This is a genomic window from Streptomyces sp. NPDC029014 (assembly GCF_055564695.1).
Window position 1 is genome coordinate 44,491 of record NZ_JBVHVT010000057.1, and the last position, 14,307, is coordinate 58,797.

The following is a 14,307-nucleotide window of genomic DNA, read 5'->3' on the forward strand; positions in this document are numbered from 1 at the left end:
GCGAGTCGTCGCCGCGGAGCGGGCTGAAGTCGACGTCCAGGTGCCGGTCGTACGCCTCGGGCTCAAGACCGAGTTCGTGGGTGGAGTAGTCGCCGAAGCGGCGGATGTGTCAGGTAAGGCGAGATGGGGGCCAGGTCCTCGGGGTCGATGGCCTGGCCCTCCTCCTGGAGCTGGCGTGCCAAGGGGGTCAGGGTACGAAGTACCAGCAGTACAGCCGCTGCCGAAGACCCGCTGCCGTGTGAGCCAGGTCGGCGAGCTCCGTCAGCGTCTCGACCGCTGTTTCGACGGGAAGGTGCTCGTCCCGGCCCGCTGCGAGCCCGGCCCAAGCGGCAGCGACCTCGACGAGCCGGCGCCGGTTCGCCTGCGCCAGCGCCTCGCACAGCCCGTCGGGAACCTCGAACACAGTGGAACCGCTGTTCTCCGTCGGCCTGAGGGACCGCAGCTCCGAGGCTGTCTCCCCGGTGAGGAGAAACTCCCAGTCCCCTACCGCCTCGCCGGGATCGAAGCCCGTGCACTCCAGCGCGGGAAACGCCTTCCCTCGTGGCGGCCCCGTTTCGGCGGCCCGGTCGTCCGGGGCCGCGAAGAACTCGACGGCCACGGGAACGTTCCGGCCGGGCCCGGTCACCTGCCCGGCATCTGCCCCGTTTCCCCTATGCGTTCGGTCCTCACCCGGCTGCTCACGGGCCAGCCTGCCGGCTCGGACCAGAGCGGCAACGGCGCCCGGGGTGACGACGGCCGCGGTCTGGAGCATGTAGACCACCGCAGGCGAGGGCCCGTCGTGGCCGATGGGCGCGGCGACCTGCGCGCCGTACGCCCCGGCCACCAGGACAAGGAACACCGACGCGCCGAGGACGCCCGTGTTCCAGGCCCTGCGCGCGGCCGTGTTGCGCGGCAGCGTCGCGATCGCCCACCACACCCAGCCGAACACCAGGATTCCCGCCAGCATGCGCCCACCCCCGGCACCTCCCTACCCGTTTTTCAGGAGCCGTCCTCCTCGGAACGCCCTCTGTCGTGCGCCGGGATGACTTCGAAGAGCTCAGCTGCTTCTGGGCCGAGCTCGGACAGCGCCCCAGCGAGCACCTCCAGAGCGGTCGCCGCGTCCTCGATGGCGTCGGTACGCCACCGATCGGGGCCTGTGGCGTCGGCGAGAGCGCACGCGGCGATCGCCGTGTTCTCGGCCAGCGGGTCCAGAAGGGTGCTGGAGTGCGCTTTGCTTTATGTTCCGCCCAACGATTACCGCCAGAGCGTGGTGCTGGCACTCCATGATCACTGCTGTGCCGGGCGAGGTGAGTCCGGCCGTCGCTACTGGGTGCCGCGCCGGTACGAGACCTACCACCGGGGGACCACCGCCCTCGACTACGCTCAGGCGGTGCCCGTCGTCTACACCACCCTGGAGTAGCTCCAGAAGGAGGGTGCAGGCGCGGCGGTCTGGCGGCGGCTGGGACAGACGGGCGAGCAGGCGCTGACGGCCGCGCTCGACAACCCCCGACGGTGACGCCCTCTGCCGCGACCAGGCCGGCCGCGCCGACGCCCAGGAGGAACGGCGCCGTGCCGCTGAGCGGGAGGCGCAGCGCCCTGTGTGCAACCGGTGCGGGCAGAAGTCCACCGACGAGCGCTGGGAGGAGGCCACCGCGCGCGGCGGCGCGTGGACGGCTGGGGACCTGACCGTGTGCGGCACCTGCCACGCCGACGACGTCGCCCGCGAACAAGCCGCTCGCCTCCAAGCCACCGTGCCGCCGCCCCCGGAGGACGACCAGGGGCAGCCGCGGCCAGGAGCCGTGCAGACCCAGCCGCGGCTTCCTCCGCCGCCGCAGCTGACCGCGACGCACGCTGGGCAAGCCCAAGGGGAGCCTGGGCAAGCCGCCCCCGTACCCGGCTTGCCCACCCGGCCGGGGCCGCGTCGGCGGGGCGGCGTCGGTCACAGTCCGCCCCGGGTGCGCGTGCGAGACGGCAGAGCGGCGGGGGCCCAGACCGGGGAGCAGTCGCGCTTCACCGCTGGATCGGTCGTCCCAGGCGGGTGAAGCACCCGGCGTCTGATCGCAGGACTGGCATCACGACGCTGGGAGGAAACGTGTAACAAGATACCGGGTGCGTTACGGAGCGGCCGAAATACACCTGAAGGGATGGCCCGTTCTGCTGATTTCACCCGAGAGATCCCCGTGCAAAAATCGCGCTGAACGTTGAGGCCTGCGAAGCATCCTGCGTGGCTCATTGCGGCCACGCGACTGTAGTGGTACGCCCACTTCTGACCGTAGGGGAGAGAGTCATGCGGATACGAGGAAGCAAGAGGGGGGCCGGGGTGGGTGGGATGCTTGCGGTCGTCCTGGGGGTGGGGATGTGGCTTGCGCCGACAGCCGCCGCCGACAGCGACCGCGCGCTCGGGGGCTGCGGCTTCTTGGGGCGCAGCATCTGCGGGCATGGAGGGGTCAACGGCGGCAACAAGCGGGTTTACTCGTGCGACACCTATGCTAATGGGGAGGGGTTCCGTGTGCTCTTCGCGGAGATCAACGGCTACCAAGGCTACGTAGACGACCCTGACGGAAGTGCAGGGGCCTGCGGGGAATTCTGGACCGGAACGTATGTTTCCTGGTATCAGGTGTGCCGCAAGACTTCACCCATGATCTGCCGACCCATTGTGTATCTGTAGGCGTCAGCCACCAGATCGGTATGCGGCAGAATTCTCACAGCCGGAAATCAGTTCGTGACTGGTGAGCTGCGCTCGAGGTTGCGGCGTCGCAGACGTGCGATCTGCCCGTCCGCTACCGGCGCACCTCGCAGGATGGTCCGGTGAGCGGTCGATTGAGCTGGCTGGCCGGGGCAGGGGCTGTGGTGTACTTGATCACCGAGCGGACCGGTCTGCCCCTGTCCATCGGGATTTCGGGCGCAAACCTGCACGACAGCCAGGCCCTCGAGCCCCTCGTCATACCGCCGATCCGCTCGCGCCGCGGGCGTAGGCGACGCAGGCCCGGCAAGCTCCACGCGGACAAAGGCTACGACTACGTTCACCTGCGGCGATGGTTACGCGGACGTGGCATCGCCCACCGCATCGCCCGCAACGGCATCGAGTCATTCCAGCGTCTGGGCCGTTACCGCTGGACCACCGAACGGACGATGTCCTGGCTCGCCGGCTGCCGCCGCCTCCATCGCCGCTACGAACGCAAGGCCGACCACTTCCTCGCCTTCACCAGCATCGCCTGCACCCTCATCTGCTACCGCATCGCCCTGTCAGCCCTGGCCCCAAAGACGTTGTGCGGGTGGACACAGGCCGCGGAGTGCCATCAGCCGTGTAGCGGAAGCCGTCGGCCGGGTCGAACGGGCACTCCCAGGACGGCCGGTCATAGACCACGAACGCCTCGCGCGGCAGCCGCTTCGACGGGCAGATGCCACACGCCGGATGGTCCTCGCCCTGGGCGAAGGCTCGCTCATGACGGCACGGAAGCGCGCCGCCACGGTGCATCGGACCACAATGAGGAAGCCGCAAGCCCACCAGTGAAAAGCCGGCCCCGGCGAGATGTGCGATGCAGCCCTTACCGAACTCGGCCTCCTGTCACAGGAGTTCACTCGGCGCAAAACTCCTGCGGCGCTACGAACTTGTTCGTATTGATCGGACTCGCACCGAAGGCCAACCTGGTGAGCGGGAGAGCGGGACCACCCGCCACCGACGTCGCCGTCCCGGAGGCCGAACGTGATTCGAATGCCCTCGCTGAAACGTGTTGCCGCAGTCATCTCCGCCGCGGTCCTCCTATGCCTCGCCGCAACGCCTGCCGAGGCGACCACGACCTTTACCTTCGGCAACCTGAACAGCGGCAAGTGCCTGGAGGTGGCGTATGCCAGCACCGCCGACCTCGCGAACGTCAACCAGTACACGTGCCACGGCGGGAACAACCAGAAGTGGTACATACAGCCGGCGGGCGGGCACTGGCAGAACCTGGTCAACGTCAACAGCGGGAAGTGCCTGGACGTGTACGGCTGGAGCACCGCTGACTTCGCGACCGTGACCCAGTACACCTGCCACGGCGGAGCCAACCAGAAGTGGGAGCTCGTCGAGGTCTTCATCGGGCCCGGGCAGCCGAGCAACCGGATGATGCTGCGCAACCAGAACAGCGAAAAGTGCCTGGAGATCCTCAACTACAGCCTCGTGGACTTCGGCCCAGCCGTGCAGTACAGCTGCTACCAGGGAGCCAACCAGGTGTGGGCATCGCCGCAGTGGCACTGGCCGACCTGATCCTGGCCTCGTGGACGTAGCCGCTGACGGCTGCCGGTTCGGCATCCTCGCCTGCCCAGCTCGCCGCGAACGTCCTCGGCGACGCCGGTGGAGGCGGCGGCGGGGCCGGGGCCAGCCGATTCGGGGCCGGCGCGACCACAGCCTCGGCCGCGGGCGGCTCGGGAGGATCCGGCGGCAACCCGGCCCTCGCCGTTCCGGCCACGGGAGGTCCGGGCGGCACCGCCGGCACCTACCCCGGGGCCGGCGGCGGCAACGCCGTCGGTGGGACACCGGGCACCGGCGGCGCCGGCCCCGTGTCCGCCGGCGCCGGCGCCGGAGGCCCCGACAGCGCCCCCGGGAGCGACGGCGTCGTCGTCATCAGCTACTGACCCGCCCCCGGGGCATTCCCCCCGCGGCGGTCGAGCGCTACGGGGTTTACGCGGACCGGATGATGCTCTCCCTGGATGATCTGGAGGTGTCCCCTCTGGCGCGGAGGGTCTCCGGAGCCAGGCTGATCGGCTTGCTGAGCCTGGTCCTGGCCTGCCCGCGCTGTGGGGTATCGCCAAGCACCTTCATTGGCCGTCGACGCGCCCGGGCGAGCGCGTCATGGCGGTGCTTTCGACCTTGCTGTTCTACGGGGTGCTGGGGGCGTACTTGCTCACCGCGTCGGCCAGGGATGCTGCCGAGGACACGATGGAGGCGGCCACGAAGCGCAAGGCTGCGCCCGTGTACTACGGGGCCCGGCCACGGTGGGTGTGCCTGCAGCCGACGGTGCCCCGCAGCGATCTGAATGAGCAAGGCGGCGTGCTTGACCCCAGCCACCCGTACCTCTCCTTCAACACGACGGGGGACAGGATTACCGTCTGGAACGCCGCAACGAACAGCCCACTTAGGATCCCGTCCGATCAGGTCCGCCTGGTACCGGCGGCCGATCCGTCCCGGTTCTGCCCCGTGTGATCGTGTCGAGGCAGGCCTCCAAAGGCGGTGAGGTCGGGGAAGGGCTGGCTGGTCCCTCATCGGGCGGGGATGGTGTCGCAGTCGATGAGGGTGGCGCGGCTGGCGAGCTGCGCGCCGCGGGTACCGGCGAACAGGGGCGTGGTGGTGACGTTGATCCCGGCGTAGACGAAGGTCGCCCCGATGCGTTCGTGACGCCTACACCGCCAGTGGCTCCGTCGAGCAGGGACGTCAGCTGGAGGGCGAGGACCTCGGGGTCGGCCGCGCCAGCCACCTGCCGTTAACCACTCCCGCGGACCACACCCACGCCCTAGACTGCGACCGCTCCAAGACCTGGCGATCACTGGGAGGGCGTGCGAGATGAAACGAGCACTGATCAGCGCATTCGCGGCCGTGGCGTTAGTCATGTCCGGGGGGAGCGTCGCCACCGCTTCCGACGGCGCTCCGCCGCGCACCACGCACGGCCCCTGCCAGTACACCCACACCCCGGACGAGCCGCCGGCACGCCCTGTTCCGCTGCCGCCTGACCCGCGGCGCACCCCCAGTCGGGGCACGGTTGACATGGCTGTTCCGACCAGCCAGGGCCCGCTCCCGCTGCACCTGGACCGGGCCAAGGCGCCGTGCACGGTCCAGAGTTTCCTGCACCTGGCACGGCATGGGTTCTACGACCGCACGGTGTGCCACCGTCTGACGGCATACCCGACGCTGAAGGTCCTGCAGTGCGGCGACCCCACCGGTACCGGTGAGGGCGGGCCCGGATACAAGTACAAGGACGAACTGCCGGTGGACCTGCCGCCCGCACCCACCGACCCGACCGGCGCACGCCGCCTCTACGGGCGCGGCCTGCTGGCGATGGCCAACGCCGGCCCGAACACGAACGGCTCACAGTTCTTCGTCGTCTACGGCGACTCCGCGCTGCGACCGAACTACACGGTGTTCGGCACGGTCGGCGCCGACGGCCTGACGACCCTCGACAAAGTCGCCGCCGGAGGCATCGAGCCGACCGCGGAGGACCCGGCACCGGTCGACGGCACACCCGTCCTGCGGACCGAGCTGCTCCGCGTCCGGCCGTCCTGCGAGCATTGACGCACCGCGACGTGGCAACGTCCTCGACGAGCGTGCCTGGCGCCTGTGGTCGGCCAAGGCGGACCACCGGCCGGGTGAAACGTCAGGGGGCGGAAGCGGAAGGCTCCGGACCCTGTGCCCGGACCGTGCGAGGCGCTCAAGGCCCAACCGGTGGACTCCGTACGGTGCTGCCCATGGACGTTGCACGCATTGCGACATCGTGAGTGGCGGTCCAACATGCCGCAGCCGGTGTCGTTTGGCCAGCAGCGGCTGTCGGCCGCGAGGTGGATTGAGGGCGGCGTGCCCGGTGGGCTCCACGCGGCGGCGCGGAGGCGGTCCTGCGCGCCGTCGCCGCCACCCACCCCGACCTCGAAGAGATCGCCTCCGCCCTCATCCGCCGACGCCACGCCACCCCCTCCCCACCTCCGCCCGACCTGGTGTCCCACACAGGCACCCCGATCCCGCCTCTCCCCGACGGGGAAGCCCGCGCTCGTCCTGCCACACGACCACCTGCCTGCGGGGTGGTCAGCCTGGCCAGGTGCCGGTCAGGCGTCGGGTGGTGGCGGCTCCGGCCCTGTCGACGGCGGCCTTGACGACGGCGAAGATCGCGCCTTGCAGGGCTGCGGCGATCAGGACCTCCCGCCAGGTGCGGTCCTCGTCGATGGCATCGGGCGCGTCGTCGTCGTGGCCCAACACCTTCCAGGCCTGCTTGAAAGCCGCGCCCGCGAGCAGGCCGCTGAGGGCGCCGAGAGCCAGCCCAACGGGCCGGTACGCGATTTTGGAGGCCTTCATGTGCGCCTCCGCCCACGTCGCACGAGCAGGAACACCACCAGCGCCGCGACGGCGGCCAACAGCGGCGTGCGGTTGGCCCGCGCCGTCTTCGCGGCCGCCTCGGCCTTCTCGCGCACAGGCTCCGGGGCCTTGGCCGCTGCCAGGTGGCCGACGTGGGTCATGCCGTCGCGGACCTGTGCGGCGGCGTGGGACGCCTTGTCGAGCACGGGGTCCGGGGTCTTGTCCTTGATCATCTCCGCTGCCTGGGCCGCCTTGTGCCGAATCTGTTCGGCGGCCTGCTCCTTGATCTCGGCCGTCTTCTCCTTTGCCTGGGCCTTGACGTCGGCCTTGGCCGCCAGCGCCTCCACGGTCTGGCCGAGCTCGACGCGGGTGTGCTCGACCTGGTTGCGGAGCTGCTCCGCGGCCGGCACAGAGGCGGATTCGTCGTCCTGGGACTGGTGGCTCATCGGTGTGCCCTCTCCTTGATCTCGGCCATGTCGGCCTTGACGCTGTCGATGGTCTTGTCCGGTGCGGGACTGCCGGCCTGGACGACCTGTTTCTTGCTGGCCACGGCCAGCAGCGCGGCCACGGCCGCCAGTACGGCGCCAATGATCAGGGCCGCCGCCCACACGGGCAGGACCAGCCAGAGCGCCGCGATCGCGGCCGCGACGAGGGCCTGGGCGGCCAGGACCCCGAGGAGGACGGCGCCGCCGAACAGGCCGCCGCCGACCCCGTACCGCTTGCCCTTCTGCGTCATCTCGGCCCGGGCCAGCTGCATCTCCTCCCGCACCAGTTCCGAGATCTGCTGCGACGCCCGTCTCACGAGCTCGCCCACCGACTCGTCACTGCCGTGGCCGGGACGGCTTCCCACCACACTCATCGACCCTCCACCTTCCTCCGCATGTCAGGGGCTCCTCGGGGCGCGCATACCCCGCAACCTGCCGGTCACCCTCGGGCAGGCATGGTCATCACCGACAGCGCCCCATGAGACGGGGCGGGTACAGACCAGGGGCGCGGCCGCGCCGCCGATCAGCGCGCCGGCCGCCACGTCCGAGAGGGGTCCGTACCGCGTCACCATTGCGAGATGTCGGGTGGGCTCCGATCCGTCCGAACGCTCGGGCACGGGACGCACCACAGTGCGGCGGCTCCTGACCGTCGGCACGCCGCCGGCGTCGACGTCCTTCGACGGGGTACATGCGGCGGCATCGGTCGGCAGTGTGAGGAAGGGGCGGTTCGGGGTGGGAGCGCTGGTTGCGGGTGGGTGGGGGCTGTTCGCGGGGGCGGCGTTGCTGGTGGGGGCCGCGGTCGGCTCGTTCATGCGGGTCCCGCCGCGGTGGATCGCGCTGGTCATGGCGTTCGGCAGCGGTGTGCTGATGGCCGCGGTGTCATTCGAGTTGATCGCCGAGGCGTACGAGCGGTCCGGGTTGGGAGCGGTGGCGGCCGGCGCCATCGGCGGAGCCGGGGCGTACTCGGCGGCGAACGCCCTCCTTGCGCGGCGCGGTGCCCAACACCGCAAGCGCTCCGGCCGGCACCAGCCGTCCGAGTCCCGGGAGCCCGGATCGGGCAACGCCATCGCCTTGGGGGCCCTGTTGGACGGGGTGCCGGAATCCGTGGTGATCGGCACCAGCCTTCTGGGCGGAGGGCACCTGGGAGCGGCCACGGTGGGGGCGGTGTTCATCAGCAACCTGCCCGAGGGGCTGGCCAGCGCCGCCGGCATGCGCGCCGCCGGCCGCAGCCGCACCTATGTCTTCGCCCTGGGGGCCGGCATCGCCGTCATCAGCGGACTGGCGGCGTTGGCCGGCTACGCACTGCTCGGTGGGACGTCCGAGACGGTGATGGCAGTGATCACGGCGGTGGCGGGCGGGGCGATCCTCGCGATGATTGCGGACACGATGATTCCCGAGGCCTACAGCCGAGTGCACCTGCTGACCGGTCTGGTCACCGTCGCCGGGTTCCTGGCGGCCTTCGCCCTCGGGCACCAGTAGGTGCTCAGGAGAGCGGGAGAGCGCCGGGTCACCCTTCTCCGGGCCGTCGACTCCCTGTCCACCCACGTCCCGGACACGATCGGGCCGACGAGGAATGCCCGCTCCCCGCCTCCGTGCCGGGCACGTCCCCGGTCAGTCCCCGGCGCGCGTGGTCATCGCCAGCAGCGCACCATGAGACGCGGCGCCGTACCGACCGGGCCGCGGCCGCGCCGCCCATCAACGCGCCGGCCGCCACGTCGGAGGGGTAGTGACCACCCGCCGCCGCGGTCACCCGCGGCCGGCGCGTGGCCCGCGATCACACTCGACTGCCCTGATCCGTTGGCCCTGGCGGCGTTCTATCAGCAGGCCACCGGCCTCGAACCCCACCCGCAGTCGGACGCTGACTTCGCGGCCCTTACCGTGAGGATGGCCTCTTCCTCGGCTTTCAACGGCTCGATGGCTACCGGGCTCCGTGCTGGCCTGACCAGACCGTTCCCAGCAACTGCACCTCTGCTTTGACGTTGTGGATCTGGACGACGCCGAGGCGCGGCTGCTGGACCTGGGCGCGGGCAAGCCTGACCACCAACCTCATGAGGCAACCAGGGCGCGGGTTCTCACCGATCCGGCTGGTCATCCTTTCTGCATGTGTCGAAGCTGACCGAAGGCGCAAGAGGCTTCCTGCACATGATCGGGCCCTGGCCATGAACACCGGGTACCTGACACCTCTGCACGTGGATCCGTACGCGACTATCCACTTCGGCTCGTACGCCGACACCAGGGCGGCGCTGCCGTAGCGCCAGGTGCAGGGCGTCGATCAAGGCGGCGTTGACGGCGTCGCGGACGGGGGCGGGGAAGACGAAGGTCGCTGAGGCGGCGGCGCAGTGGACGGGGGCGTGTTCGGTCAGTCGTAGATCTCGAGATGCAGGATGGTGGCCCAGTCGCTGGTGACCAGCAGCAAGTCCCGCCACCATATGTAGCCCGTCGGGCCGTAGACGTCGGCGCAGGCTCGGACGGGCCCCAGATGTGCTTCGATGAGGTCGGCGACGCCATCGGCGAGTTCGCCTGCCTGCCGGATCTCAACCGGCGTGCGCACGTTGGCGTCTGGCCACTTCTTGGCGGGCTGCATGTACCCGTCGGTCACCTCTCGGCGGAGGATGTCCCGCCAGGCGTACGGTGACTCGAACGGGTGGACCCCCGTTCCTACCTGGTGTCCACTGGCCCCCGCGTCGTACACGGCTTGAGCGACACCCTTCATCCAGTCATGACCGGGTGCCGTCCCAGCCACTGGGACTACATGGAGCAGCTCTATGGACGACACATGGTTGCAGTCGTCGAGCAGCTCCTCGAGCGCTTCAGCTGCGGCTTCCACCGCGTCGGGAGCGTCGAGTGGGTTCACCATGGGGCGTCTGGGTCCTCTGTGCGGTTCTGCGGTTCGGCCTCGCCTCAGTGTGTCAGCTGAACACGTGCATGCTGCGGGGTTTTCGGGGGCGTTCTACGAGCTGACCGCGTCCGAAGCGGGCCTCGGCGCGGACCAGCGGGACGAGGTGGGCGCCGGTGATCGCGCGCCAGCGGGCCTGGGCGGACTCGGCGGGCTTGAACACCATCGCGAGGGCGGCGGCCGGACTGCCGGCGCCGCGGGTGACCTTCGTGCGGAGAGACGGTGGAGAAGGTCGACTTGATCGGGTTCGTGGTCTGCAGGTGGATCCAGTGCTCGGCCGGGAAGTCGTAGAACGCCAGCAGTTCTTCCTGGTCTTCGGTGATCTTCACAATGGCCTTGGGGAACTTCGCGCCGGGGGTCTTGGCGAACGCCTCGATCGCCTGCTCGGCGTGTTCGCGGTCCTCAGCGTTGTAGATCTCCTGCATCGCCTTCGTGGCGCCCGGCTGTGCTGGACTTCGGCAGGACGTTCGAGACATTGCGGGCTTTGTGAACCCAGCACCGTTGGTGGCGGGCGCCGGGGAAGATCTCGGCGAGCGCCTTCCACAGGCCCATCGCGAGCCGTCACCCACGACCAGCTCCGGGTCGCGCATCCTCCGACGGCGGCATTCACGCAGCAGGTCGGCCCACGACGCGGTGCTCTCCCGCAGCTCCTCAGCCAGCGCGATCAACTCCTTGGTGCCGTCCAGCCGCACCCCGAGTAGGACCAGCACGCACGAGTGCGCCTGCCCGAGGAAAGCTGAGCAGCCACGGGGTGCGCTGGCGCGGAAGGGACTACCTGGGCGCCTGGATGGCAGGCCAATCAGGCCGCCATGTTCGCATCCGGCACATGCCCCACCACGACCACGAGATCGAGGTCTGCGACCAGGCCGCCCGCCGCCTCGGCGTCCGCCGAGTCGACTTCGACCAGATCGCCGGCCGCCTCGGATGGCTGTCCCCCGTCGGATCAGTGGAGATCGACTACAAGCGGCAAGGCGGCGTCACGACCGTCCCGCTGAACAGCGCCGAGGACGTCGCCCTGCTCCCCGTCGTCCGGCCCTCGGTGGACTGGCGGGCGGTGGGCGCGGCCCGTCCGGGAAGCCGGTCGCCGCTCGCGGCCCTGAACCCGGTTGTTCCGGGCCGGGGCTGGGTGCTGTTGGCGGAGGTGGCGCGGATGGCTCGGGTGGGCCGGGCCGCGGTGGCGTGCTGGCGCCGCCGGCACCTGGACTTCCCCGCCCCGTTCGGCGGTACGGACGTGCATCCGCAGTTCGACCGGCTGGCGGTGGTCGAGTGGTCGCTTGCCCACGACAAGATCGAGGTGCCTGTGGCCGCGCCGGCGGCCTCGCTGGTCGTGGTCGGAGCTGAGTGTCGTACGTTCCGGTTCCGGCTCGATGACCCGCACCTGGTCCTCGCCGACGAGGCCGAGGGGGAGGACCGGTTGTCCGGCTGGTTCACCGATGCGGACGCCGACGAGCTGGCCACCCTGACGGCAGGGGCGTTCGGGGCGACGGTGGTCCGGCTGGCGGCGCCGGGACGGTGCCGTTGGCGGTGCTGGGCCAGGACTCCGGCCGGTGCCGCATCAGGGGCCCCGCCGAGGCGAGCGCCGGGGCCCACGCGGGCCCCTGTCAGTGAACGTCGGCGCCGAGCCGGTCAAGGTCGCTGTAGGCCCCGGAGGAGCAGTTCGATCAAACGGCGGGGGTCGTAGCGGGGGTCGCTGTCGCGGCCGATGCAGAGATTGCCGATGCCGCGCATCAGCTCGTACGGCTGCACGCCGGGCCTGATGTCGCCGGCGTCGACCGCGGCGTCGAGCAGTCGGGCACAGATGGGCAACAGGCGGTCGAGAAAGTAGGTGTGCAGCGCGGCGAAGCGGTCGTCGTCGGACTGCAGGGCGTCGGCGAGTCCGTGTTTGGTGACCAGGAAGTCGACGAAGAGGTCGATCCACTGGCGCAGTGCGTCGAGCGGGGAGTCGGCGCCGGCGAGCAGGTTCGGCCCGGCTTCGGCGCATGCCTCGATCTGGTGTCGGTACACCGCGGTGACGAGATCCGCCCGGGTCGGGAAGTGGCGGTAGATCGTGGCCATCCCGACGCCCGCCCGGGCCGCGATCTGGCGGATCGGCGCGTCGACGCCGGAGGTGACGAACACCTCGGCGGCGGCGGTGAGCACCGTCTGCCGGTTGCGCTGGGCGTCGGCCCGCCTGCCTCGGGACGGCGGTTCCCCCGTAGGGCTCTCGGTGGCCATCACATAGTCCTCCCATGCCGGTTGACAAAACGGAGCGATGCTCCGGATAGTAAATGGAGCGACGCTCCGTTTCAGGTTAGCCGAAACGGGCCGCTCCCGACCGCTGCCCCGTCCGCCGCCCGTCGCCGTCCGCCGGAGACCGGTAGGTGCCATTGAAAGGGAACCCACATCATGAGCACGACCACTGCCACCAGCACCGACGCCTTGGGCGCGCCGGTCCCAGTCCTGTCCTTCAGCCCCGTCGTCCTCCCCGTACCCGGACGACCTGTGGACCTCCAGGTGCGCGTCTCCGCACCCGCGACCGGAACCGGCCTCCCCGTCATCCTCCTCTCCCACGGTCACGGCCCCTCGAACAACCTTTCCTCCCTCAACGGCTACGCGCCGCTCGCCGACTTCTGGGCCGCCCACGGATTCGCCGTCGTCCAGCCCACTCACCTCACCTCCCGGACGCTGAGCCACCTGGTCGCCGACGCACCCGGCGCACCCGACTTCTGGCGCTCCCGCGCCGAGGACATGACCCACATCCTCGACCGGCTCGACGTGCTCGAGCGCACCGTGCCGCAGCTCGCGGGACGGATCGACCACACCAAGATCGCCCTCGCCGGACACTCGCTCGGCGGCTTCACCGCCGCCCTCCTGCTGGGCGCCGGACTCAACGACCCCGACACCGGGAACGTGGTGCACCTCGTCGAGCCCCGGATCAAGGCGGGTGTACTGCTCGCCGCACCCGGCAGGGGCGGTGAAGTCCTCAACGGGCCCATGGCCGAGCAGTGGCCGGTCATCGGGGCCGTCGACTTCTCCACCATGACCACGCCCGCGCTGGTCGTCGCCGGAGACGAGGACGACTCCCGGCACTTCACGGACATGGGGCCGGCCTGGCACGCCGACCCCTACACCCTCGCCCCCGGCCCCAAGACCCTGCTCACCCTGTTCGACGCGGAGCACGGACTCGGTGGGATCGCCGGATACGACGCCGCCGAGACCACGGACGAGAACCCGGAGCGAGTCGCCGCCCTCGCCCGGCTCACCGCGGCCTACCTCCACACCCGGCTCCACCCAGGCGCCCCCACCTGGCAGACCGCGTGCGAGGCACTGACGACCGGCCCCGAGGCGGTGGGACGGATCGAATCCAAATAACCCTTCCGCACGATCCCCTTCACCCAGGGGTGTTCCGGTTCCCGGGCAGTCCTCAGGAACAGCCGTCTCCTAGGGCCTGTGTGATGTCGTGATCAGTTCCCGGGTTCTGTCCTCCTCGCGGGGTGGGACCCGGTAGGACTGGGGTCGTGACTCGCAGGCAACTTACCAATGCCCAGTGGAAGTTCATCGAGCCATACCTGCCGATCGGTAGGTACGGCCCGTACCCCGAGCGGTTGCGGGAGCAGTTCGAGGGGGTGATCTGGCGGTTCCGGTCCAGTGCCCAGTGGCGGGAGATGCCTGCCGAGTTCGGCCCCTGGGCCACCGTCTACGGACGCTTCCGCGTCTGGCGGGACGCCGGTGTCTTCACCGCCCTGCTGGAAGGCCTGATCGCCGAGGGGGCCCGCGCGGGAAGAACAGACCTGTCGCTGGTCAGCGTGGACTCCACCACGGTCCGCGCCCACCATGACGCCGCAGGAATGCGCGTCAGCAAGCACCTCATGGATGCTTTGGAAGAAGCCGTGCAGGAGCAGGAAGCGGCCCGGCAAAAGGGGGCGGACCGG

At 70.3% G+C, this 14,307-nt stretch carries 13 protein-coding genes and 4 pseudogenes; 10 read left to right on the forward strand and 7 right to left on the reverse strand.

Annotated features, from left to right (window positions below):
• Positions 1 to 187: 187 nt before the first annotated feature.
• Positions 188 to 946 carry a hypothetical protein gene (locus ACZ4VL_RS27600; protein ID WP_468204984.1) on the reverse strand — a complete coding sequence of 253 codons (759 nt, stop codon included), beginning with the start codon at positions 944 to 946 and terminating at the stop codon, positions 188 to 190.
• Between the two features lie 300 nt (positions 947 to 1,246).
• Here ACZ4VL_RS27600 and ACZ4VL_RS27605 point away from each other — a divergent pair, with 300 nt between their 5' ends.
• From ACZ4VL_RS27605 to ACZ4VL_RS27625, 5 genes and pseudogenes are all read left to right on the forward strand, one after another.
• The gene (locus ACZ4VL_RS27605; RefSeq protein WP_468204986.1) at positions 1,247 to 1,399 is read left to right on the forward strand and encodes a hypothetical protein; all 153 of its coding nucleotides are present in this window, start codon (positions 1,247 to 1,249) and stop codon (positions 1,397 to 1,399) included.
• Between the two features lie 1,445 nt (positions 1,400 to 2,844).
• A pseudogene (locus ACZ4VL_RS27610) lies at positions 2,845 to 3,216 on the forward strand (transposase); the annotation flags it as partial.
• Positions 3,217 to 3,694: 478 nt separating this feature from the next.
• Positions 3,695 to 4,225: an RICIN domain-containing protein gene (locus ACZ4VL_RS27615; protein ID WP_468204988.1), complete on the forward strand. Its 531-nt coding sequence runs from the start codon at positions 3,695 to 3,697 to the stop codon at positions 4,223 to 4,225.
• Positions 4,226 to 4,810: 585 nt separating this feature from the next.
• On the forward strand, positions 4,811 to 5,161 hold the full coding sequence (locus ACZ4VL_RS27620) for a hypothetical protein (protein WP_468204990.1): 351 nt from the start codon (positions 4,811 to 4,813) through the stop codon (positions 5,159 to 5,161).
• Positions 5,162 to 5,719: 558 nt separating this feature from the next.
• Positions 5,720 to 6,244, forward strand: coding sequence for a peptidylprolyl isomerase (locus ACZ4VL_RS27625; protein ID WP_468204992.1), 525 nt, complete (start codon positions 5,720 to 5,722; stop codon positions 6,242 to 6,244).
• 504 nt (positions 6,245 to 6,748) lie between these two features.
• Here the strand turns inward: ACZ4VL_RS27625 and ACZ4VL_RS27630 are convergent.
• From ACZ4VL_RS27630 to ACZ4VL_RS27640, 3 genes are read right to left on the reverse strand one after another with little or no spacing between them, the layout of a single operon-like run.
• Positions 6,749 to 7,015: a DUF4235 domain-containing protein gene (locus tag ACZ4VL_RS27630; protein ID WP_468204994.1), complete on the reverse strand. Its 267-nt coding sequence runs from the start codon at positions 7,013 to 7,015 to the stop codon at positions 6,749 to 6,751.
• A complete protein-coding gene (locus ACZ4VL_RS27635; RefSeq protein ID WP_468204996.1) occupies positions 7,012 to 7,461 on the reverse strand; it encodes a DUF3618 domain-containing protein in 450 nt (149 codons plus the stop codon). Before ACZ4VL_RS27635 ends, ACZ4VL_RS27630 begins: the two co-directional genes overlap by 4 nt.
• Positions 7,458 to 7,874 (reverse strand): phage holin family protein, encoded by a 417-nt coding sequence (locus ACZ4VL_RS27640; protein ID WP_468204997.1) that lies wholly within the window; start codon positions 7,872 to 7,874, stop codon positions 7,458 to 7,460. Before ACZ4VL_RS27640 ends, ACZ4VL_RS27635 begins: the two co-directional genes overlap by 4 nt.
• Before the next feature lie 358 nt (positions 7,875 to 8,232).
• Here ACZ4VL_RS27640 and ACZ4VL_RS27645 point away from each other — a divergent pair, with 358 nt between their 5' ends.
• Both ACZ4VL_RS27645 and ACZ4VL_RS27650 read left to right on the forward strand, forming a co-directional pair.
• Positions 8,233 to 8,979 (forward strand): ZIP family metal transporter, encoded by a 747-nt coding sequence (locus tag ACZ4VL_RS27645; RefSeq protein WP_468204999.1) that lies wholly within the window; start codon positions 8,233 to 8,235, stop codon positions 8,977 to 8,979.
• 171 nt (positions 8,980 to 9,150) lie between these two features.
• Positions 9,151 to 9,616: pseudogene (locus ACZ4VL_RS27650) on the forward strand (VOC family protein).
• A gap of 243 nt (positions 9,617 to 9,859) precedes the next feature.
• Here ACZ4VL_RS27650 and ACZ4VL_RS27655 read toward each other — a convergent pair.
• Together ACZ4VL_RS27655 and ACZ4VL_RS27660 are read right to left on the reverse strand one after the other, a co-directional pair.
• Positions 9,860 to 10,357 carry a hypothetical protein gene (locus ACZ4VL_RS27655; RefSeq protein ID WP_468205001.1) on the reverse strand — a complete coding sequence of 166 codons (498 nt, stop codon included), beginning with the start codon at positions 10,355 to 10,357 and terminating at the stop codon, positions 9,860 to 9,862.
• Positions 10,358 to 10,409: 52 nt separating this feature from the next.
• Positions 10,410 to 11,127, reverse strand: a pseudogene (locus ACZ4VL_RS27660) (IS256 family transposase); the annotation flags it as partial.
• Here ACZ4VL_RS27660 and ACZ4VL_RS27665 point away from each other — a divergent pair.
• Positions 11,097 to 12,077, forward strand: a pseudogene (locus ACZ4VL_RS27665) (Mu transposase C-terminal domain-containing protein); the annotation flags it as partial. The pseudogenes ACZ4VL_RS27660 and ACZ4VL_RS27665 sit on opposite strands and share 31 nt — an antisense overlap.
• Here ACZ4VL_RS27665 and ACZ4VL_RS27670 read toward each other — a convergent pair.
• Positions 12,023 to 12,610: a TetR/AcrR family transcriptional regulator gene (locus ACZ4VL_RS27670; protein ID WP_468205003.1), complete on the reverse strand. Its 588-nt coding sequence runs from the start codon at positions 12,608 to 12,610 to the stop codon at positions 12,023 to 12,025. The pseudogene ACZ4VL_RS27665 and the gene ACZ4VL_RS27670 overlap by 55 nt on opposite strands.
• A 171-nt stretch (positions 12,611 to 12,781) precedes the next feature.
• Between ACZ4VL_RS27670 and ACZ4VL_RS27675 the strand changes: the two genes are divergently transcribed.
• Together ACZ4VL_RS27675 and ACZ4VL_RS27680 are read left to right on the forward strand one after the other, a co-directional pair.
• The gene (locus ACZ4VL_RS27675) at positions 12,782 to 13,747 is read left to right on the forward strand and encodes an alpha/beta hydrolase family protein (protein WP_468205005.1); all 966 of its coding nucleotides are present in this window, start codon (positions 12,782 to 12,784) and stop codon (positions 13,745 to 13,747) included.
• Between the two features lie 146 nt (positions 13,748 to 13,893).
• On the forward strand, positions 13,894 to 14,307 hold a 414-nt coding region (locus ACZ4VL_RS27680; protein WP_468205007.1), incomplete at its 3' end, for a transposase.

What these genes read in the sequence shown, in the direction of transcription:
- ACZ4VL_RS27600 (WP_468204984.1), bottom strand. Translation starts at nt 946, where the DNA reads ATGCTGGCGGGAATCCTGGTGTTCGGCTGGGTGTGGTGGGCGATCGCG.
- ACZ4VL_RS27615 (WP_468204988.1), top strand. Translation starts at nt 3,695, where the DNA reads ATGCCCTCGCTGAAACGTGTTGCCGCAGTCATCTCCGCCGCGGTCCTC.
- ACZ4VL_RS27620 (WP_468204990.1), top strand. Translation starts at nt 4,811, where the DNA reads ATGGCGGTGCTTTCGACCTTGCTGTTCTACGGGGTGCTGGGGGCGTAC.
- ACZ4VL_RS27625 (WP_468204992.1), top strand. Translation starts at nt 5,720, where the DNA reads ATGGCTGTTCCGACCAGCCAGGGCCCGCTCCCGCTGCACCTGGACCGG.
- ACZ4VL_RS27630 (WP_468204994.1), bottom strand. Translation starts at nt 7,015, where the DNA reads ATGAAGGCCTCCAAAATCGCGTACCGGCCCGTTGGGCTGGCTCTCGGC.
- ACZ4VL_RS27635 (WP_468204996.1), bottom strand. Translation starts at nt 7,461, where the DNA reads ATGAGCCACCAGTCCCAGGACGACGAATCCGCCTCTGTGCCGGCCGCG.
- ACZ4VL_RS27640 (WP_468204997.1), bottom strand. Translation starts at nt 7,874, where the DNA reads ATGAGTGTGGTGGGAAGCCGTCCCGGCCACGGCAGTGACGAGTCGGTG.
- ACZ4VL_RS27655 (WP_468205001.1), bottom strand. Translation starts at nt 10,357, where the DNA reads ATGGTGAACCCACTCGACGCTCCCGACGCGGTGGAAGCCGCAGCTGAA.
- ACZ4VL_RS27670 (WP_468205003.1), bottom strand. Translation starts at nt 12,610, where the DNA reads ATGGCCACCGAGAGCCCTACGGGGGAACCGCCGTCCCGAGGCAGGCGG.
- ACZ4VL_RS27675 (WP_468205005.1), top strand. Translation starts at nt 12,782, where the DNA reads ATGAGCACGACCACTGCCACCAGCACCGACGCCTTGGGCGCGCCGGTC.